This is a genomic window from Brucella ciceri, from assembly GCF_041930145.1.
Lineage (GTDB): Bacteria > Pseudomonadota > Alphaproteobacteria > Rhizobiales > Rhizobiaceae > Brucella > Brucella intermedia.
The window spans coordinates 1-18,638 of the sequence record NZ_JBHEEV010000004.1; the positions used below are offsets into that span (position 1 = coordinate 1).

Below are 18,638 nucleotides of genomic sequence, written 5' to 3' on the forward strand. Positions count from 1 at the left end.
GGGCCAGATGTCGAGGTCGACGCCGTGCAGGGCATGGCTTTCGCCATACCAGGCATTGAGCCCGCGCACGGACAATAGCGGTTGGCCTCTATTCATGTTCGGTTCCCATATAGGCGGTGCGCACGCGCTCGTCCTTCGAGACGGCGGCGTAATTGCCGGAGGCAAGTATTTCGCCGCGCTGCAGCACCGTGACGTGGTGGGCAATGTCGGCCACCACCTTGAGATTGTGTTCGACCATCAGCACCGCGCGGTCCTTCGCCACATCGGCGATGAGGGCGGCGATGGTGTGGACGTCCTCATGGCCCATGCCGGCCATCGGCTCATCGAGCAGCAGCACCTTGGGATCGAGCGCCAGCGTGGTGGCGATCTCCAGCGCGCGCTTGCGGCCATAGGACAGGTCGGCGGCCAGCGCATGGCGGGCATCGGCAAGGCCGACGCGCTCCAGAAGCGAAATCGCCTGCGCGTCGAGCCGGTCGAGCGCCGACAGCGGACGCCAGAACTGCGTGGCAAGCCCGTTGGGGCGTTGCAGCGCGACCTTGACGTTTTCCAGCACCGTCAGATGCGGAAAGGTTGCCGAAATCTGGAACGAACGCACCAGCCCCATGCGCGCCACCCGGGCCGGATCGGCTCTGGTGATGGTTTCGCCCAGAAGCGTGATCTCGCCGCTCGATGGTTGCAGGAATTTGGTCAGGAGGTTGAAAACGGTCGTCTTGCCCGCGCCATTCGGCCCGATCAGCGCGTGGACGCGGGCATGTTCCACATCAAGATCGACGTTCCTCACCGCGTGAAAGCCACCAAACGACTTGCCCAGTCCGCGCGCCGACAGAACCGTCCGGCCGGATGCGCCGCCATCGTCCGGCCCTGCTTCATGCAGGGCCGTCATATTGCCAGTTGCTGCGTTCATTCAACCAGCCTCTTTTACTGCTTCACAAGCGGGCAGCCGCTTTCTTCCGGCTTCATGTAGGCCTGATCGCCGGGAATGGTGGCAAGGACCTTATAATAATCCCAAGGCGCCTTGCTTTCATCAGGCTTTTTCACTTCCATCAGATACATGTCGTAGATCATGCGTCCGTTGGGGCCGACCTTGCCGTGGCGGGCGAAGACGTCTTCGACCGGCATTTCATGCAGCTTCTTGGCAACGGCTTCGGTTTCGTCGGTGCCTGCTTCCTTGATCGCCTTCAGATATTGCGTGACGGCGGAATAGGTGCCTGCCTGAATCATGTTCGGCATGCGGCCCGTGCGCTCGAAGAAGCGCTTGCCGAATTCACGCGATTCATCGTCGCGGTCCCAGTAGAAGCCTTCCGTTAGCGTCAGCCCCTGTGCGGCTTCGAGGCCGAGGCCATGTACTTCGGCGAGCGTGAAGAGCAGGGCTGCGAGGCGCTGCCCGCCAGCAACGATGCCGAATTCCGCCGCCTGCTTGATGGCGTTGGAGGTGTCGAGACCGGCATTGGCGAGACCGACCACTTTCGCGCCGGAGGCCTGTGCCTGCAGCAGGAAGGAGGAATAATCGGTGGTCGCCAGCGGGTGGCGCACCGAACCCAGCACCTTGCCGCCCTTGGATTCCACGAATTTGGTTGTCTGTTCTTCCAGCGAATAGCCGAAAGCATAGTCGGCGGTGAGGAAGTACCATGTGTCGCCGCCCTGCTGCACGAGCGAGCCGCCGGTGCCGACGGCGAGTGCATGGGTGTCATAGGCCCAGTGGAAGCCATAGGGCGTGCACTGCTTGCCGGTCAGTTCCGACGTGGCCGCGCCGGTGTTGATCGTGATCTTTTTCTTGTCCTTCGACAGGGCCTGCACCGCGAGGCCGACCGACGAGGTCGTCAGTTCCATGATAGAATCGACCTGCTCGGTGTCGTACCACTGGCGCGCAATGTTCGAGGCCACGTCCGGCTTGTTCTGGTGGTCGGCCGTGATGATTTCAATCGGCGCATCGAGCACCTTGCCGCCGAAATCCTCGGCAGCCATCTTGGCAGCTTCGAACGACCATTTGCCGCCGAAATCGGCATAGACGCCGGACTGGTCGTTCAGAATACCGATCTTGACCTTGCCGTCGGAAATTTCCGCCGCCGATGAGATAGCCGTGGCGGCGAAAAGCGCCGCCGTTGCCAATGCGAGACATTTCATGAAGTGCTCCTCCCAATAACACCTTGAGCCATTGCGGAAAAACCGCACGGCATCCTCCTTCAAGCAGTCTTTCGAAATCGGGAAACAGCTTTTCCTCTTCGCCGTTCGCCCTCTGCCCGCGCCCGGTTTGTTCCTCCACCCGGGCTTTGAATTGAACGGTAGCATTGACAAATGCGTACAAGAACAACAATTTTTGAACATTGTCTGTTCAAAAATGTACAGAGGCGGTGGCGTGGGTCATCTCTGCTGTCTGGGAGGCGGCGTGCGGCAGTTTACATGGGACGATCTGCAATATTTTCTGGCGGTTGCCCGCACGGGACAGCTTTCGACGGCGGCGCGGCAATTGCGCACCAGCCATGTCACGGTGCTGCGGCGGATCGACCGGCTGGAACAGGCCCTGGCGACCAAGCTTTTCGAGCGGAACCCGCGCGGCTATCTGCTGACGCCCATCGGTGAACGGCTTGTGACCTCTGCCGAGGTCATGGAACGCGAGGCGGTGAAGTTCCAGACGGAGGCCACGGGCAATCTGGCGGCGCTGTCGGGCGTCGTGCGGCTTTCGACGCTGGAAGGCTTTGGCAATTTCTTCCTCGCCGACCGCCTGCCGGTGCTGGCGCAATCCTATCCGAGCCTGTTCGTGGAAGTGGTGACGATCCAGCAGATCATGTCGCTGTCACGCCGCGAGGCGGAATTGTCGATCACCCTGCATATGCCGCGCACCGGTCCCTATCACAGCGAGAAACTGACGCCCTATCGTCTCTTCATCTATGGGCATCGCGATTATCTGGACCGGCATCCGCCGATCCGGACGCGCGAGGACATGGCCCGGCATCCTTTCATCGGTTACATCGACGACATGGTTTTCACGCCCGGTCTCGATTACATGCGCGAGATCCTGCCGGGGCAACGCTGTACCTATCAAAGCTCGAGCATCCATGCGCAGCTGATCGCCACCCAGATCGGCTATGGCCTGTGCGTGCTGCCTTATTTCATCGCGAGCCGGCACCCGGAACTGGTTCCGGTTCTGCCGCGCGAGATGCATCTGGTGCGTGAATACTGGATGAGCTGTCACATCGATGTGGTCGCCGCACCGCGAATCCGGGTGTTGAGCGATTTCATGATCCGCGCCGTGCGCGAGTCGTCAGCAATCTTCCTTGGGGAACCCCTGCTGCGGGCATGATATGGTGTGATTGCCGTTCAGATCGTGCCGCCGCCGATGGCGACGATGCATGTAATGACGAGTGCGGTAAAACCGAACCCGATAATGAACAGGTTAAGTGTTTTCATGACCCCTCCCTTTCAACCCTGGGGCGTTATGTTCGACTTGCGGTGGAATGTCTACCTTAAATTGCAACTATCCAGACTAAAGTGGTAGAGCCACTCTTCAGCCGTTCTCACGCTCGATATCCCGGCGAAGCACGATTGCCGTAGTGAGATCCTCTACCGTCTCATGGGTGGCCATGAGATCGCGCAGGCGATTGAGGCGGTCTATGGAGGGAACTTCAACCTCCACGATCAAATCGAGCTGGCCGCTTACCGACGATACGCGGCGTACTTCGGCATGGCGCGCCAGCTCGTCGAGAAGGCCAAGCGCAGGCGTGCGCTTGAGGCTGACCAGAATTATGGCGCGGATGATATTGCCGTCGATCTGGCCAATATCTGCGCGATAGCCGCGAATGACGCCGCTTTTCTCCAGATTGGCGACACGTTCGCCGGTGGCGCTGCGCGAAAGCCCGATACGGCCCGCAAGCGTCTTCAACGGTATGCGCGCCTCCTTGGAGAGAATGGCCAGTATCTCACGATCCTTCGCATCCAGTTCCCGCATGGTCGGATGTGCTCCCGCCGTAAATGTGCCGGTCCATTCCGGCAAAGTGCCGGTCTGACCGACGCCTTGTCTGATGCCTGAAAATCGCGGACATGCCAAGCTCCTCCTGTTGCCTCCCATTCATATTCAACCCGTGAAGCGCCTCCCATGACCGATATTTCGCATCCCGCCCCCGATTTTTCGCCAGAAGAGGCCGAAGTGCTGGCCCAGCTTCATTTCGGCGTGACGGCGAGTGCTTCGCCGCTCGACAGCGAGCGCGACTGCAATTTCCGCCTGAAAACGGGCAATGGGTCGGCGGACTGGATATTGAAGATCGTCAATGCCAGCGAGCCGCCCGTGGAAAGCGAATTCCAGACCGCGCTTCTCCAGCATCTGGCCAAGACCGATCCGGCGCTTGCCGTGCCGCGCCTGAAGGCGAGCCTGTCGGGCGAGGTGCTGGCTTCTGTCGAAAAGGATCAGGGCAAGCCGCATGCGCTGAGGGTGGCGAGCTGGCTTCCCGGCACGCCGCTTGCGGAAGTCCCGCGCAGCAGAACGCTCATGCACAACCTTGGCGCAGCGCTCGGCGAACTTGATCGCGCCTTGCAGGGCTTCATCCATCCGGGCGCGCTTCGCGATTTCGACTGGGACCTGCGTCATGCGGGGCGGGCGCGCGACCGGCTGCATTTTATCGACAAGGCGGAAGACCGCGCTGTCGCGGAGCGCTTCCTTGCCCGTTTCGAGCGCGATGTGGCGCCGAAGCTGCCATTGCTGCGCGCGCAGGTGATCCACAACGACGCCAATGACTGGAACGTGCTGGTCGACAGTCAGGACAATGAACGCATTGCCGGGCTGATCGATTTCGGCGATTCCGTCCATACGGTGCTGATCGCCGAAGTGGCGATTGCCTGCGCCTATTCCATCCTGGACATGGACGACCCGATCGGGGCAGCCGCTGCCCTTGCCGCCGGGTTCCATGCGAAATATCCGCTTCTGCCGCAGGAAATCGACCTTCTTTTCGACCTGATCGCAATGCGTCTTGTGACGAGTGTCACGCTTTCGGCGTCGCGCCGCGAAAAGACCGATGACAATCCTTATCTGGCGATCAGCGAAGCACCTGCATGGCGGCTTCTGCACAAGCTGGACGCCATGAACCCGCGCTTTGCCACCGCGATCCTGCGGAAAGCCTGTGGTTTCGATGCAGTGGAGGGTGCCGGTGCGGTACGCCGCTGGATCGCCGCGAACAGCAAGGCTTTCGCGCCTGTCGTGCGCCCGCATCCTGCCACGATGACCAAGGCGCTGGTGCCTTATGGCGACCCGGCCCATGTTATGACGGTCGATTCCGCCGGGCAGCGCCCGAAGGAAGCAACGGCCTGGTGGGACGATTTCTGCGCCCGCAACCGTATCGAACTCGGCATCGGTCCGTGGGGCGAAAGGCGTACCGTTTATACCGACGAGGCGTTCCGTTCGCGCTTTGTCGAAGGCGAGCGGCGTGTCCATCATCTGGGGCTTGATCTGTTCATGCCCGCAGGCACGCCTGTCTACACGCCGCTTGCAGCCATTGTGAAAAGCGTCGAGATCGAGACCGCGCCGCTTGGCTATGGCGGGTTGATCGCGCTGGAACATCAGCCGGAAGACTGCCCGCCCTTCATCACGCTCTGGGGCCATATGGCGCACGAGGCGATGTCGCGGCTGAAACCCGGCCAGAAGCTCGCCGCTGGCGAACTGGTCGGCTATATGGGCGACATGCACGAGAATGGCGGCTGGACGCCGCATCTCCATTTCCAGATTTCGACCGATACCGGCCTGACGGCTGCGGAAATTCTGGGCGTGGGCGAAAATGCCTTTCTCGATGTATGGGCCGACATCTTCCCGGATGCCGCAGCCCTTGCAGACATTCCGGCGGAAGCTTTCCACCAGAGCGGGCGCACGCGCGCCGAAATCGTCAGCGCGCGCAAGGATATTCTGCTGCCGAACCTCTCCATCTCCTATTCCGAGCCGATCAAGTTCGTGCGCGGCGAGGGCGCATGGCTGATCGACAATCGGGGCCGCGCCTATCTCGACTGCTTCAACAATGTCTGCCATCTCGGCCATGCGCATCCGGAAGTGGTGGAGGCAATTGCCAGACAGGCGGCGATCCTCAACACCAATACGCGCTATCTGCATGACAATATCGTTTCCTATGCCGAGCGTCTGACGGCGACCTTGCCGGAAGGTTTGACGGTGGCGACATTTGCCTGTTCGGGCAGCGAGGCGAACAGTCTGGCGCTGCGCATGGCGCGCGCGCATTCGGGCCAGCGCGATGCGCTGGTGCTCGACTGGGCCTATCACGGCACGACGCAGGAACTGATCGACCTCAGCCCCTATAAATACAAGCGCAAGGGCGGCAAGGGCCGTCCGGACCATGTGTTCGAGGCCACCATTCCCGACAGCTATCGCGCACCGGAAAACTGGCCGCTGGCGGAACATGGCAAGCGTTTTGTCGAAAGCGTGGCCGAACAGATCGAAGCCATCAAGAAATTTGGACGCGGCCCCGCCTTTTTCATCGCGGAATCGATCCCGAGCGTGGCCGGTCAGGTCTTCCTGCCGGAAGGCTATCTGCGTGAAGTCTATGCGATGGTGCGCGCTGCTGGCGGCGTCTGCATTGCAGATGAGGTGCAGGTCGGCTTCGGCCGTGTCGGCAGCCACTGGTGGGCATTTGAAATGCAGGACGTGGTGCCGGATATCGTCACCATGGGCAAGCCCATCGGCAATGGCCACCCGATGTCGGCTGTGGTGACGACTCGCGAAGTCGCCGACAGCTTCAACAATGGCATGGAATATTTCAACACATTCGGCGGCAATCCGGTTTCCTGCGCGGCGGGTCTGGCGGTGCTGGATGTGATCGAACGCGACGGCCTGCGCCGCAACGCGCTGGAGACAGGCAACTATCTCCTCGACGGGTTCCGCGCGATGCAGAAGCGCTTCGACATCATCGGCGATGTGCGCGGGCAGGGGCTGTTCCTCGGCATCGAACTGGTCACGGATCGCAAGACCAGGGAACCGGCAACCGCGCTGGCCAAAAAGATCAACGACGGCGCGCGCGAGCGCGGCATCCTGATGGGAACCGAAGGCCCGTTCGACAATGTGCTGAAAATGCGTCCGCCGATGATCTTCAGCCGCGCCAATGCGGATCATCTCCTGAGCGTTCTGGAGGACAGTTTCGCGGCTGCGCTGAAATAGGGCCTGACCCTGGTTCGTGTCTGATTGAAATAACAACAAGCCCGGCGGGAATGTCGCCGGGCAATGAATCGGCTTTGCTCAAATTCCGAGGCGAGGGCCGATATTCTGGGAGGAGGAACAATGAAAAATATTCTTTTGGGTTCGTTGCTGGCGGCGGGCTTTGCGCTGTCCGCTCAAGGTGGGGCGCAAGCGGACACGCTTTCGACGGTCAAGGAACGCGGCAAGCTCAATTGCGGCGTCAGCCAGGGCGTCGCCGGCTTTTCGTCGCCGGATGATCAGGGCAAATGGACCGGCTTCGACATCGATTTCTGCCGCGCGGTTTCGGCGGCGGTCTTCGGTGATCCCGACAAGGTGAGCTTCATTCCGCTTTCGACCAAGGAGCGCTTTACCGCCTTACAATCTGGCACGGTCGATCTGCTTTCACGCCAGACGACGTGGACGCTCTCACGCGATGCGGGCATGGGCATTCTTTTCGTCGGCACTGCCTATTATGACGGGCAGGGCTTCCTGATCCGCAAGGACCTTGGCGTCGACAGCGCGCTGAAGCTTGACGGCGCGTCGGTCTGCACCGAACAGGGCACCACCACCGAACAGAACGCCGCCGATTATTTCAGCGCCAACAATATCAAGTATGAGCCGGTGGTGATCGATTCCGCCGACGGTATTCTGAAGGCGTTTGAAACGGGCCGCTGCGATGTCTACACGACCGACGCATCCGCGCTCTACGCGCAGCGCCTCAAGCTTGCCGAACCAGACGCCTTCACCGTTCTGCCGGAAGTGATTTCCAAGGAGCCGCTTGGACCTGCCGTCCGACAGGGCGACGACAAATGGTTCAACGTCGTCCGCTGGACCCTGTTCGCGCTGCTTGAGGCAGAGGAACTGGGCGTCACGCAAGCCTCGGCTGAAGCGGACCTCAACTCAAAGAAGCCGGATGTGCGCCGTTTCCTCGGCTCGGAAGGCGATGGCGGCCAGCAGCTCGGCCTCGAGCCGAAATGGGCCTATAATGTCGTCTCCACGATCGGCAATTACGGTGAAATGTTTGAACGCACCATCGGCAAGGGCAGCCTGCTCAAGATCGACCGCGGCCTCAATGCGCTGTGGAACAAGGGCGGGCTGATGTATGCGCCGCCTGTAAAGTAAAGCCAGATAAAGCAGATGAAAGAGCCCCGGAAAACCGGGGCTCTCTTGTTTTTACTTCTGCTTCGCAAAACCCTGTTCGCGCATCTGGCTGAGGCTCATCTTCGGGGAAAGCGCTTCAGGATCGATGCGGATTTCGATGAGGCCGGGTTTGCCGGACTTTTCGCAAGCCTCGAAGGCCGGGGCGAAATCAGCCGTCTTCTCCACCACTTCACCATGCAGGCCATAGGCGCGCGCCAATGCCGCGAAGTCGGGATTGGCAAGGCCGGTGCCCGAAACGCGGCCCGGATAGGTGCGCTCCTGATGCATGCGGATCGTGCCGTACATGCCGTTGTTCACGACGATGAAGATGGCGTTGGCGCCATATTGCGCCGCCGTTGCCAGCTCCTGTCCGTTCATGAGGAAACAGCCGTCGCCTGCAAAGGCAATGACGGTGCGTTCCGGCGCGGTAAGCTTGGCGGCAACCGCAGCCGGTACGCCATAACCCATCGAGCCGTTGGTGGGCGCAAGCTGGCTGCGATAGGTGCGGTACTGGTAGAAGCGATGCGGCCAGGCGGAATAGTTGCCCGCGCCGTTGGTGATGATGGCGTCGGCTGGCAGATGCGCACGCAGCCATTCCATCACTTCGCCCATCTGAACTTCGCCGGGGATGACCGGCGACTTGATGTTGTCGCGGTAATCGGCATTGGCGCTGTCGGTCCATGCCTTCCAGCGAGGATCGGAGACCGGCGCAAGCCTGGCCGCTGCCGCACAGAAGGCAGGCATGGAGGCATTGACCGGAACGTCCGCATGATAGACGCGACCCAGTTCCTCAGCGCCCGGATGGATATGGACAAGCTTCTGCTGCGGCACCGGAATGGATACGAGTTCGTAGCCTTGCGTCGTCATTTCGCCAAGGCGTGCGCCGATCACGATCAGCAGGTCGGCATCGCGCACGCGCTGCGCCAGCCTGGGGCTGATCGAGGTGCCCATTTCGCCAGCATAAAGCGGGTGAGTGTTGTCGAACATATCCTGACAGCGGAAGGAAGCAGCGACCGGCAGGTGCATGTTTTCTGCAAATTTGCGCAGGTCGCTGACGGCATCGTCATTCCAGCCGCCACCGCCGACGATCACGAGCGGCCGCTCAGCCTTTGCAAGCAGCGCCTGCATGTCTTGCAACTGGTCCGCGCCCGGATGCATCTGAACCTGCTTATAGGCCGGTGTGTCGCTGACGGCGGCATAGGAAGTCAGCATGTCTTCCGGCAGCGCGATCACGACCGGGCCGGGACGTCCGTTGACGGCGCGGTGAAAGGCCTGGCTGACGAGTTCCGGTATGCGGGCCGCATCGTCGATCTGGACGACCCATTTGGCCATCTGGCCGAACATGCGGCGATAATCGATTTCCTGAAACGCCTCGCGCTCGACCTGATCGCTAGCGACCTGTCCGATGAAGAGCAGCATCGGCGTCGAGTCTTGAAAAGCGGTGTGCACGCCGACGGAGGCGTTGGTCGCGCCCGGGCCGCGTGTGACGAAGCAGATGCCGGGCTTGCCGGTCAGCTTGCCATAGGCTTCCGCCATATAGGCCGCGCCGCCTTCCTGCCGACAGACGATCAGGTCGATCGCATCGCTGGCATCGTGAAAGGCGTCAAGCGCAGCGAGATAGCTCTCGCCGGGTACGCAGAAGACGCGGTCGGCCCCGTGGATGCGCAGCGCATCCACCAAAATCTGGCCTCCGGTACGGGCATTGGGTTTGCTCGTCATTGTATGCATTTCCTCAATCTCACCATGTCTGGCTCGCCATTCCCGGCTTGCCTTGCAAGGGCGGTTTTTCCGCCTCTTTTCAAAAAGATCGTCCCGAAATTCCGGACAATTCATGTGTTTGGGGGAACGGGAACTCATGGTCAGACGCACCCAAATGGCCGACAGGTGCACCGGGCCTTGGTCTCGCGGCCAGGTTTTACCCTCAGCCGTCTGCTTTTCCTCCCAGTCAAGCACGCTGATATGAACATAGCCAGCGGTGCGAATACAGATTAAACATCATGACCAAACAGTATGAACTCATGATGCACCGGTATGGAGGAAAGGCAATGGCCAGGGAAAAGACGGGCGAGATCCGCATCGGCATTGGCGGCTGGGCCTATGAACCGTGGGATGAGAGCTTCTATCCCGAGAAACTTCCGAAGAAGCGCCAGCTCGAATATGCGTCGAGCAAGCTCACTTCCATCGAAATCAACAGCACCTATTACGGTCCGCAGAAACCTGCGACCTTCGCCAAATGGCACGATGAAACACCGGACGGTTTCGTGTTTTCGCTGAAAGCGCCGCGTTTTTCCACCAATCGCCGCGTGCTGGCCGAAGCGGGCGAGAGCATCGAGAAGTTCATGACCGGCGGCATGATGGAGCTGAAAGACAAGCTCGGCGCGGTCAACTGGCAGTTCATGGGAACGAAGAAGTTCGACCCCGTGGATTTCGAGGCGTTCTTGAAGCTTCTGCCCAAGCGGGTCGACGGGCGCGACGTGCGCCATGCTGTGGAAGTGCGCCACGACAGTTTCAACTCGCCGGAGTTCATTGCGCTGCTGCGCGAATATGGTGTGGCAGTGGTGATTGCGGGCGACAGCGACTTTCCGCAATTTGCCGATATGACGGCGCCTTTCGCCTATTTCCGCATCATGGGGACGAAGGAAAGCCAGCCGGGCGGTTATGGCAAGGACGAACTCGATCAGTGGGCGGCGCGCGCAAAGGCAGTTGCCGCCGGAGAGCTTGCCGAAGGGTTGAAGACCGTCACGCCGCCCGTTGCCGATTATATCGCCCGCGATGTCTTTCTCTATGTCATCAGCGGCTATAAGGCGCATAATCCGCATGCGGCCATGGCCTTGATCGAACGGACAAAATGATGCCTCGTGGCGGCTGTTGATTTCATCTGAGTCGCCTGAGCATCATGTCAAAATTCGATCTTCCCGCGCTAGAAGCTTTCGTTCGCACCGTTCCGCAGCACTATAAGGGGCCGGGCGGCGCGGTCGCCGTGGTGAAGGATGGCAAGGTCGTCCTGCGCCACGCCTGGGGCTTTGCCGATCTTTCAGCGCGAAAGGCGATGACGCCGCAAACGCGCATGCCGATCTGCTCGGTCAGCAAGCAGTTCACCTGCGCCGTGTTGCTGGACAGCGTTGGCGAGCCGGAAGTTCTTGACGATGCGCTTGCCGCCTATCTCGACAGGTTCACGGAAGAGCGCCCGAGCGTGCGCGACCTGTGCAACAACCAGTCGGGCCTGCGCGACTACTGGGCGCTGACTGTTCTGTGCGGGGCCGATCCGGAAGGCGTCTTTCTGCCAGAACAGGCGCAAAGCCTGCTGCGCCGCCTGAAGACCACGCATTTCGCGCCGGGCACGAATTATTCCTATTGCAACGGCAATTTCCGCATTCTGGCTGATCTTATCGAAAGCCATACGGGCCGAACCCTGGTCGAGCTTCTGGCGGAGCGTATTTTCAAGCCTGCGGGCATGAAGACCGCAGAACTCATCCCCGATACCGCGCTGTTCGACGAATGCACCGGCTATGAGGGCGATACGGTGCGCGGGTTCCTGCCTGCCGTCAATCGCATCCACTGGATGGGCGATGCGGGCATCTGCGCGTCGCTCGACGACATGATCGCCTGGGAACAGTTTATCGATGCGACACGCGACGACGAAGACGGAATCTATCGTCGCCTGAGCGGCCCGCAGACTTTCAGCGATGGCAATGCGGCTCCCTACGGCCTCGGCCTCAAGTTCGAGGAAGCAGGCGGCAGGCGGCTCACCGGCCATGGCGGGGCGCTGCGCGGCTGGCGCTGCCAGCGCTGGCATTGCGCCGATGAGCGTCTCTCGACGATTGCCCTGTTCAATTTTGAAGGCGGCGCGTCCGATGTCGCCTTCAAGCTGATGAATATCGCTCTTGGCGTTTCCACGACAGAACAGGTCCGGGTCGAAGCCGATGCCGCCTGGTTCGGTTCGTGGCTGGACCATGAAACCGGCCTTATGCTGAGCCTCGAAGATGCCGGGCGCGGGCGCATGAAGGCGCGTTTTGGCACCGGGCCGGAAGTGATGGATGTGATGGGCGAGAACGAAGCGCGCTCGTCGATGACCACGATCCGCCGCAAGGGCGATACGATCCATCTGACGCGTGAGGATGAAAATCTCAGCCTGACGATGCAGCGCCTCAAAGGGGCGGCGAAGCAGGATATCGCGGGGCGCTATCGCAGCGACGAGCTTGAAGCCGATCTTCTGATCGTCAATGAGGGCGGCGCTTTCTACGGGGCCTTCGAGGGTTTTCTCGGCAAGAGCGACATGTATCCGCTCTATGAGGCAGGCCCGGATGTCTGGCTGCTGCCGGTGCAGCGCTCCATGGATGCGCCGTCGCCCGGCGAATGGAAACTTGTCTTCCATCGCGATGCCAAAAGCGGGATAACAGGCATGACCGTCGGCTGCTGGCTGGCGCGGCACGTGGACTACAGGAGAATTCCGGAATGAGCGAACTTAAAGTCAGGACCCGCGAGACGGGCGCCGTCGCTGAAATGCCGCACGGAAAACTTCCGGTCATCACCACGCCGACCGGCGGCGTTGTCGAAATCGTCACCAGTGTCAGTCAGGCAGGCTTCAACCCGCTCGACCTCATTTATTCGTCGGTCGCGGCCTGCATGGCGCTCAGTGCGCGCATCGCTGCCGGCAAGCTCGAGCTGAAGGACAAACTGACCGATGTGCGGGTGGAGGTGAAGGGCGACAAGGCGCATGAAGGGCCGTCGCGCATCGAGCGGTTCGATATCACCTTTCATTTCGGTGGCGATCTGACCGAGGACGAAAAGCACCGGCTTGCCGAAATGGCCGAGGAAATCTGCACGGTAAGCAATACGCTGCGCGGCGAGCCGCAGTTTGATCTGAAGGTATCGTAACCTTGAGAGTGGTTCTATATGATGGAGCCGTAAGAACCTCTCTCTTTCTCCTTTACCGCATGTTCGAACGCAAAACCGGTTCCCACTTTTGCTGGAAAATGCTCAAATAACGTCCCGGATGCGATCGACGCCAAGCTTGATGACGCTTTCCATGGCCTGGCGCGCTTTCTGCGGGTCGCGCGATGCGATGGCATGGGCAATGCGCAGGTGATTGGCCGCGCATTCGGCAATGCCTTCCCGCGATGCCGCAGGCGATGAAAGCTGGAACGAGATTGCAAGCGCCGCCTCGATCAGGCCGCTGACCGAGCGCATGAACGGGTTGCCCGACATGCGGGCGATGGCAAGGTGGAATTCCAGATCGACCTTGGCGATGGATTCAGGCGTGTGGTCGGGATTGTCGAATTTGGCGGCAAGGGCATAAAGTTCGACGATCTCGTCGCTGGAGGCGCGCTCTGCTGCCGCAGCCGCAGCCGCCGGTTCCAGCGCCATGCGCATTTCCGCCAGATGATCCACGAAGACTTCATCGAAGCCCGCCTCGAAGCGCCAGGTCAAAACGTCGGGATCGAAGAAATTCCAGCTGGCATGACCCAGAACGCGCGTGCCGACCTTGGCCTTGGGTTCGATCAGGCGCTTGGCGGCAAGCGTCTTCATCGCCTCGCGCAGGACGGTGCGGGATACGCCGAAGCGCAACGAAAGTTCATGGTCGCCGGGAAGGATCGAGCCTTCGGGAATGTTGCCCGCGACGATCCCACGGCCCAGTTCCCCCACAACCACCGCGTGGCTGTTATGGCGCTTGCGTCCGGTTATGGCCGTTTCCAGCAATCCCAATTCAGGCCTCCTTCATGCGTTGCCGCGCGTGTTTTATATCGGAAAACCACAAGAGTCCCCGTTGCAGGGCGATAAACAGAAACAGCAATATACCGATTGCAATTTTCGTCCACCATGAAGACAGTGTTCCGTCGAAAACAATGTAGGTCTGGATCAGTCCCTGTATGAGAATGCCGACGAATGTGCCTGCCACAAGGCCCGCGCCGCCCGTCAGGAGCGTCCCGCCGATCACCACCGAAGCGATGGCGTCGAGTTCCACGCCGACCGTCGCCAGCGAATAGCCGGACGAGGTGTAAAGCGTATAGACGATCCCGGCGAGGCCGGAAAGCACGCCCGACATCGTATAGATGCCGATTGTGGTGCGGGCAATCGGAACGCCCATCAGTTCCGCCGATTGCTGGTTGCCGCCAAGCGCGTAGATATTGGCGCCGAAGCGCGTGCGATGGGCGATGATGCCGCCGACGATGAAGACCGCGAGCATGAGCATGGCAATGAATGTCAGCCTTCCGCCGCCCGGAAGCCGGAGATAAAGCCCCTGCAAGGTATCGAGAAACGGATGTGCTATGGGCACGGATTGAGTGGAGATGAGGAAGGCCGCGCCGCGTGCCAGAAACATGCCGGCAAGCGTGGCGACGAAAGGCGGGATGCCAAGGAAATGGATCATCACGCCCATCCACGCCCCGAACAAGGCCGCGATCACCAGAATGAGCGCGAAAGCCACGAGCGGGTGCACGCCGAGCTGCCCCACCAGAACGGCGACGAAGACGCTGGTGAAGGCGATGACCGAGCCGACCGAAAGGTCGATGCCGCCCGAAAGAATCACGAATGTCATGCCGACAGCGGCAATGCCCAGAAAGGCATTGTCGGTCAGAAGATTGCCGATCACCCGCGTCGACAGCATGTTCGGAAACTGAATGATGCAGATCGCATAGGCAAGCAGGAAGATTGCAACGGTTGTCAGGAAAGGCAGATTGCGTAGCGCTCTCATTGCTGTGCTCCCTGCTGGCTTTGGCGGACCGGCTTGGCTCCGTCGCCCTTGCGCTCCGAGCGCAGGAAGGCGATCAACTGGACGATGGCCGGTGACTGGAAGGTGAGTACGATCACGATGATGATCGCCTTGATGATGAGGTTGAATTCCGGTGGAAAGCCCGCCATCAGGATGCCGGTATTGATCGACTGGATGATGAGAGCGCCGAGCAGCGAGGCCGTGATCGAGAAACGTCCGCCATTGAGCGACGTGCCGCCGATGACGACCGCCAGAATGGCGTCGAGTTCGAGCCACAGCCCTGCATTGTTGGCGTCCGCGCCGCGAATATCCGCCGCCGCGATCAGCCCGGCAAGGGCCGCGCCAACGCCGGAAACCGCATAGACGCTGAACAGGAGAAAGTGCGCCTTGACCCCCGCCAGCATCGCCGCGCGACGGTTGATGCCGGTTGCTTCGATCAGGAAGCCGAGCGCGCTCGTGCGCACGGCAAGGCCCACCGCGAGACCGGCCAGAATCCAGATCAGGACCGGAACGGGCACGCCGAGGAAGGAGCCGGAGCCAAGTGCGGCAAAGGAATCATTGTTGAAGGTCAGGATCGCGCCTTCGGTGATAAGCTGCGCGATGCCGCGCCCCGCCACCATCAGGATGAGCGTTGCAATGATCGGCTGGAGATCGAAGACGGCGACCAGGAAGCCGTTCCACAAGCCGCAGAGCAGGCCGACGCCAAGTGCCGCCGGAATGACGATAGCAAGCGGATAGCCCGCCACGATGAGCGAAGCGGCAAAGGCGCCGCTGATCGCCATCACCGCGCCGACCGAAAGGTCGATGCCGCGGGTTGCGATCACAAGCGTCATGCCCACGGACAGGATGGCGACGGGCGCTGCACGCACCAGAATATCGATCAGGCTGCCATAGAGGCGTCCGTTCTGGAAGGAAATGTCGAGAAATCCGGGCGCGATGATGGTGTTCGCCGCCAGAATGAGCACGAGGGCAGCGAGCTGGGGGGCAAGTCTTTTCAGTTTTCTGGTCATGCGGGCAATCATGCTGCCGCTTCCTTTTCGCTTCCGGTCTCTGCGATTGCGCGCACGATGTTGTCGGCGGTGATTTCCTCGCCTTTCAGTTCCGCGACATGGCGGCGATCCGAGAGGACGACGACACGGTTGGCCACGGCGGCAAGCTCCTCGAATTCCGACGAGATGATGACGAGCGACATGCCTTCGGCGCAAAGCTCGCCGATGAGCTTGAGGATTTCGGCATGGGCGCCGATATCGATGCCGCGCGTCGGCTCATCCAGGATCAGGAGACGCGGGTCGGTAGCGAGCCAGCGCGCCAGAATGGCTTTCTGCTGGTTGCCGCCGGACAGGAACTTGATCGGCTTGTCGGGATCGGGAGGCCGGATATCAAGCGCCTTGATATAGCGCTGGGCAAGCGCCGTCTTCTCGCGTGCAGAGATCGGTCTCGACCAGCCACGCTTCGCCTGAACGGCGAGCGCGATGTTTTCGGCCACCGAAAAATCGCCGATGATGCCATCGGTCTTGCGCTCTTCCGGACAAAAGGCAAAGCGCTCGGCAATCGCGGCAACGGGCGAGGGCAGCCGGGTCTCCTTTCCATCGACGGTCAGGCTTCCGCTATCGGTCTGATCGACGCCGAACATCAAAAGCGCGGTTTCGGTGCGGCCGGAACCGAGCAACCCGGCAATGCCGACGGCTTCTCCGGGCCTGATCGAGAGATCGAATGGCGCAACGCTGCCCTTTTTGCCGAAGTCCGAAAAACGGATCGGCGCGACCGTTTCCGCGCTGACATCCTCGGTGAGCTGGCGGCGCACGGTTTCCTGCAATTGATGGCCCAGCATCATGGAAATAAGGTCGGTGCGCGGCAGGTCCGACAGGTTTCGACTGCCGACAAGACGACCGTTGCGCAGCACGGTGGCGCAATCAGCAATCGCATAGACCTGATCCAGAAAATGGGTAATGACGATGATGCCGAGTCCTTCCGCCTTCAACTGGCGCAGAACGCCGAAAAGCATTTCGACTTCACGCGCGTCGAGACTGGCGGTCGGTTCATCGAGCACCAGCACCTTGCCGGAAAGATCGACGGCGCGGGCAATGGCGATGATCTGGCGGATGGCGACGGAATAGGCAGACAGAGGCGCACCGACATCAATAGTGAGGCCGTAGCGCGAAAGGAGCTGCGCCGCATCCCTTTCCATCCGCCCGCGATCGACCAGCCCGAAGCGCCTGGGCTGGCGTCCAAGGAACAGGTTTTCTGCAACCGTCAGGTTTTCGAGCAGGTTGACTTCCTGATAGACCGTGCCGATGCCGAGCGTCTGGGCTTCCGCCACGGATGCGGGCGCAATCGGCTGGCCTTCAAGCAGGATCGATCCATCGAAGCCGTGATAGGCGCCGGTCAGGATCTTGATGAGCGTGGATTTGCCCGCGCCGTTTTCGCCGAGCAAGGCGTGGATTTCGCCGCGGTGAAGCGTGAAATCGACATGGTCGAGCGCGGTTACGCCCAGAAAGGATTTGGTGATCGAACGGGCTTCAAGAAGCGGTGTTCCCACCGCCGATGCAGCGTCTTTTGCAGCCATGGCATTCTTCCGTTTGCGCTTCGCAAAGGGGTATCCGGGCCGACAGCGGCCCGGATGAAGCGGATCAGTAGCCGAGGCCCTTCTTGGCTTCGTAGACGGCCTTCGGATCGTCAGCCTGTGTGTAAAGCTTCGATTCCGTCTGGATCCATTTCGGCGGAACGGTGCCCTTGTCCTTGAAGGCTTCAATCGCGTCGAAGGCCGGGCCTGCCATGTTCGGCGTCAGCTCGACGGTTGCGTTGGCTTCTCCAGCCGCCATGGCCTGAAAGATATCCGGCACGGAGTCGATCGACACGATCTTGATTTCCGTTCCCGGCTTCAGGCCAGCTTCCTTGATGGCCTGGATGGCGCCGACGGCCATGTCGTCATTATGGGCGTAGACCGCGCAGATATTCTTGCCGCCGCCTTCGGCCTTGATGAAGCTTTCCATGACTTCCTTGCCCTTGGTGCGGGTGAAGTCACCGGTCTGCGAACGGGTGATCTTGATGTTGTCGTGTCCCTTGATCGCGTCCTCAAAGCCCTTCTTGCGGTTGATGGCAGGCGAGGAGCCGGTGGTGCCCTGAAGCTCAACCACGTTGCATGGCTTGTCGCCCACATCCTTCACCAGCCAGTCGCCGGCCACCTTGCCTTCATGCACCTGATCGGAGGTGACGGCGGTGAGGTAAAGATCTTCCGGGGAATCGATCTGGCGATCAAGCAGCACGACCGGAATTTCCGCTTCCTTGGCTTCCTTCAAGACCGCATCCCAGCCGGTGGAGACGACCGGCGCGATCAGGATCGCATCGACCCCTTGAGCAATGAAGCCGCGAACGGCCTTGATCTGGTTTTCCTGCTTCTGCTGGGCGTCGGCGAATTTCAGCGTATAGCCGCGCTTTTCGGCTTCCTGCTTGGTCAGGGCCGTTTCTGCGGCGCGCCAGCCCGATTCCGAACCGATCTGCGAAAAGCCGACCGTCAGCGAAGCGGCGGATGCGCTCGAAATCAGGGCAAGCGATAGTGCGGCCGTCAGAGCCGCCAGACTGCGTTTCATGATAGTTCCTCCCAATAATAAGGCCCTCCCGGCC

The 18,638-nt window shown here is 60.8% G+C and carries 15 protein-coding genes and 1 pseudogene; 6 read left to right on the forward strand and 10 right to left on the reverse strand.

Going from position 1 to position 18,638, the window contains the following annotated elements; genetic code table 11:
- The 3 genes and pseudogenes from JNC63_RS08775 to JNC63_RS08785 all read right to left on the reverse strand — a co-directional run.
- A pseudogene (locus JNC63_RS08775) lies at positions 1 to 153 on the reverse strand (ABC transporter ATP-binding protein); the annotation flags it as partial.
- Positions 89 to 904 (reverse strand): ABC transporter ATP-binding protein, encoded by an 816-nt coding sequence (locus JNC63_RS08780; protein WP_006467527.1) that lies wholly within the window; start codon positions 902 to 904, stop codon positions 89 to 91. The pseudogene JNC63_RS08775 and the gene JNC63_RS08780, both read right to left, overlap by 65 nt.
- A gap of 14 nt (positions 905 to 918) precedes the next feature.
- A complete protein-coding gene (locus JNC63_RS08785) occupies positions 919 to 2,124 on the reverse strand; it encodes an ABC transporter substrate-binding protein (RefSeq protein WP_006472976.1) in 1,206 nt (401 codons plus the stop codon).
- 262 nt (positions 2,125 to 2,386) lie between these two features.
- Here JNC63_RS08785 and JNC63_RS08790 point away from each other — a divergent pair, with 262 nt between their 5' ends.
- Positions 2,387 to 3,301 (forward strand): LysR family transcriptional regulator, encoded by a 915-nt coding sequence (locus JNC63_RS08790; RefSeq protein WP_006472975.1) that lies wholly within the window; start codon positions 2,387 to 2,389, stop codon positions 3,299 to 3,301.
- Between the two features lie 204 nt (positions 3,302 to 3,505).
- Here JNC63_RS08790 and JNC63_RS08795 read toward each other — a convergent pair whose 3' ends face one another.
- Positions 3,506 to 3,946 carry an Lrp/AsnC family transcriptional regulator gene (locus tag JNC63_RS08795; protein ID WP_063620642.1) on the reverse strand — a complete coding sequence of 147 codons (441 nt, stop codon included), beginning with the start codon at positions 3,944 to 3,946 and terminating at the stop codon, positions 3,506 to 3,508.
- Positions 3,947 to 4,093: 147 nt separating this feature from the next.
- Here JNC63_RS08795 and JNC63_RS08800 point away from each other — a divergent pair, with 147 nt between their 5' ends.
- Both JNC63_RS08800 and JNC63_RS08805 read left to right on the forward strand, forming a co-directional pair.
- Positions 4,094 to 7,144: an aminotransferase class III-fold pyridoxal phosphate-dependent enzyme gene (locus JNC63_RS08800; RefSeq protein WP_063620643.1), complete on the forward strand. Its 3,051-nt coding sequence runs from the start codon at positions 4,094 to 4,096 to the stop codon at positions 7,142 to 7,144.
- A gap of 120 nt (positions 7,145 to 7,264) precedes the next feature.
- Complete coding sequence (locus JNC63_RS08805) at positions 7,265 to 8,284, forward strand: amino acid ABC transporter substrate-binding protein (protein WP_006467521.1); 1,020 nt, start codon at positions 7,265 to 7,267, stop codon at positions 8,282 to 8,284.
- Positions 8,285 to 8,335: 51 nt separating this feature from the next.
- Here JNC63_RS08805 and JNC63_RS08810 read toward each other — a convergent pair whose 3' ends face one another.
- The gene (locus JNC63_RS08810; RefSeq protein WP_063620644.1) at positions 8,336 to 10,021 is read right to left on the reverse strand and encodes a thiamine pyrophosphate-binding protein; all 1,686 of its coding nucleotides are present in this window, start codon (positions 10,019 to 10,021) and stop codon (positions 8,336 to 8,338) included.
- 326 nt (positions 10,022 to 10,347) lie between these two features.
- Here JNC63_RS08810 and JNC63_RS08815 point away from each other — a divergent pair, with 326 nt between their 5' ends.
- Genes JNC63_RS08815 through JNC63_RS08825 form a run of 3 tightly spaced genes read left to right on the forward strand, consistent with a single transcriptional unit; the run spans position 10,348 to position 13,180 of the window.
- Positions 10,348 to 11,154, forward strand: coding sequence for a DUF72 domain-containing protein (locus JNC63_RS08815; RefSeq protein WP_063620645.1), 807 nt, complete (start codon positions 10,348 to 10,350; stop codon positions 11,152 to 11,154).
- Between the two features lie 44 nt (positions 11,155 to 11,198).
- Positions 11,199 to 12,761, forward strand: coding sequence for a D-aminopeptidase (locus tag JNC63_RS08820; RefSeq protein ID WP_063620646.1), 1,563 nt, complete (start codon positions 11,199 to 11,201; stop codon positions 12,759 to 12,761).
- The gene (locus JNC63_RS08825; RefSeq protein ID WP_025090588.1) at positions 12,758 to 13,180 is read left to right on the forward strand and encodes an OsmC family protein; all 423 of its coding nucleotides are present in this window, start codon (positions 12,758 to 12,760) and stop codon (positions 13,178 to 13,180) included. The genes JNC63_RS08820 and JNC63_RS08825 overlap by 4 nt, the downstream gene beginning before the upstream one ends.
- A 102-nt stretch (positions 13,181 to 13,282) precedes the next feature.
- Here JNC63_RS08825 and JNC63_RS08830 read toward each other — a convergent pair whose 3' ends face one another.
- From JNC63_RS08830 to ytfQ, 5 genes are all read right to left on the reverse strand, one after another.
- Entirely contained in the window at positions 13,283 to 14,008 is a 726-nt protein-coding gene (locus JNC63_RS08830; RefSeq protein WP_006467514.1) for a FadR/GntR family transcriptional regulator, read from the reverse strand.
- A 1-nt stretch (position 14,009) separates the two neighbouring features.
- Positions 14,010 to 14,996: a galactofuranose ABC transporter, permease protein YjfF gene (gene yjfF / locus JNC63_RS08835; RefSeq protein WP_021587062.1), complete on the reverse strand. Its 987-nt coding sequence runs from the start codon at positions 14,994 to 14,996 to the stop codon at positions 14,010 to 14,012.
- A complete protein-coding gene (locus JNC63_RS08840; protein WP_063881982.1) occupies positions 14,993 to 16,036 on the reverse strand; it encodes an ABC transporter permease in 1,044 nt (347 codons plus the stop codon). Before JNC63_RS08840 ends, yjfF begins: the two co-directional genes overlap by 4 nt.
- Positions 16,033 to 17,580 carry a sugar ABC transporter ATP-binding protein gene (locus tag JNC63_RS08845; RefSeq protein WP_063620648.1) on the reverse strand — a complete coding sequence of 516 codons (1,548 nt, stop codon included), beginning with the start codon at positions 17,578 to 17,580 and terminating at the stop codon, positions 16,033 to 16,035. Before JNC63_RS08845 ends, JNC63_RS08840 begins: the two co-directional genes overlap by 4 nt.
- Positions 17,581 to 17,644: 64 nt before the next feature.
- The gene (gene ytfQ / locus JNC63_RS08850; protein ID WP_006472965.1) at positions 17,645 to 18,604 is read right to left on the reverse strand and encodes a galactofuranose ABC transporter, galactofuranose-binding protein YtfQ; all 960 of its coding nucleotides are present in this window, start codon (positions 18,602 to 18,604) and stop codon (positions 17,645 to 17,647) included.
- Positions 18,605 to 18,638: the final 34 nt, after the last annotated feature.

Bases quoted from the DNA above. Each gene is read 5' to 3' on its own strand.
- JNC63_RS08820 (WP_063620646.1), top strand. From the start codon at position 11,199: ATGTCAAAATTCGATCTTCCCGCGCTAGAAGCTTTCGTTCGCACCGTT.
- JNC63_RS08805 (WP_006467521.1), top strand. From the start codon at position 7,265: ATGAAAAATATTCTTTTGGGTTCGTTGCTGGCGGCGGGCTTTGCGCTG.
- yjfF (WP_021587062.1), bottom strand. From the start codon at position 14,996: ATGAGAGCGCTACGCAATCTGCCTTTCCTGACAACCGTTGCAATCTTC.
- JNC63_RS08840 (WP_063881982.1), bottom strand. From the start codon at position 16,036: ATGATTGCCCGCATGACCAGAAAACTGAAAAGACTTGCCCCCCAGCTC.
- JNC63_RS08785 (WP_006472976.1), bottom strand. From the start codon at position 2,124: ATGAAATGTCTCGCATTGGCAACGGCGGCGCTTTTCGCCGCCACGGCT.
- JNC63_RS08825 (WP_025090588.1), top strand. From the start codon at position 12,758: ATGAGCGAACTTAAAGTCAGGACCCGCGAGACGGGCGCCGTCGCTGAA.
- JNC63_RS08810 (WP_063620644.1), bottom strand. From the start codon at position 10,021: ATGACGAGCAAACCCAATGCCCGTACCGGAGGCCAGATTTTGGTGGAT.
- JNC63_RS08780 (WP_006467527.1), bottom strand. From the start codon at position 904: ATGAACGCAGCAACTGGCAATATGACGGCCCTGCATGAAGCAGGGCCG.
- JNC63_RS08795 (WP_063620642.1), bottom strand. From the start codon at position 3,946: ATGCGGGAACTGGATGCGAAGGATCGTGAGATACTGGCCATTCTCTCC.
- ytfQ (WP_006472965.1), bottom strand. From the start codon at position 18,604: ATGAAACGCAGTCTGGCGGCTCTGACGGCCGCACTATCGCTTGCCCTG.
- JNC63_RS08845 (WP_063620648.1), bottom strand. From the start codon at position 17,580: ATGGCTGCAAAAGACGCTGCATCGGCGGTGGGAACACCGCTTCTTGAA.
- JNC63_RS08815 (WP_063620645.1), top strand. From the start codon at position 10,348: ATGGCCAGGGAAAAGACGGGCGAGATCCGCATCGGCATTGGCGGCTGG.
- JNC63_RS08800 (WP_063620643.1), top strand. From the start codon at position 4,094: ATGACCGATATTTCGCATCCCGCCCCCGATTTTTCGCCAGAAGAGGCC.